The organism is Nocardioides abyssi, from assembly GCF_030412915.1.
Lineage (GTDB): Bacteria > Actinomycetota > Actinomycetes > Propionibacteriales > Nocardioidaceae > Nocardioides > Nocardioides abyssi.
This window is the reverse complement of sequence record NZ_JAUHJR010000121.1, coordinates 1-282: the sequence shown is the minus strand read 5'-3', so window position 1 is coordinate 282 and position 282 is coordinate 1. Positions and strand designations below refer to the sequence as shown.

The 282-nt window shown below is 75.2% G+C and carries 1 protein-coding gene; it reads left to right on the top strand.

Annotation, left to right across the window (positions count from 1 at the left end):
• Positions 1–25 precede the first annotated feature (25 nt).
• The coding region (locus QWY29_RS20170) for an AAA family ATPase (RefSeq protein ID WP_300963015.1) at positions 26–282 on the top strand (257 nt) is incomplete at its 3' end.

Here is a 282-nt window from a genome sequence, read left to right as displayed (position 1 = left end):
GCTGGGCGGCGCGGTCGAGCGTCCGGTGCGCACCTACAGCCACGGCATGCGCCAGCGGCTCGGGATCGCCCAGGCGATGCTGGGGCTGCCCGAGGTGCTGATGCTCGACGAGCCGACCAACGGGCTCGACCCGCCGCAGATCGCCCGGCTGCGGCCCGTGCTGGCCCGGTACGCCGCCGCCGGCCGCACCGTGGTCGTCTCCAGCCACCTGCTGGCCGAGGTCGAGCTGACCTGCTCGCACGTGGTGGTGATGCACGCCGGGCGGGTGGTGACCACCGGCAC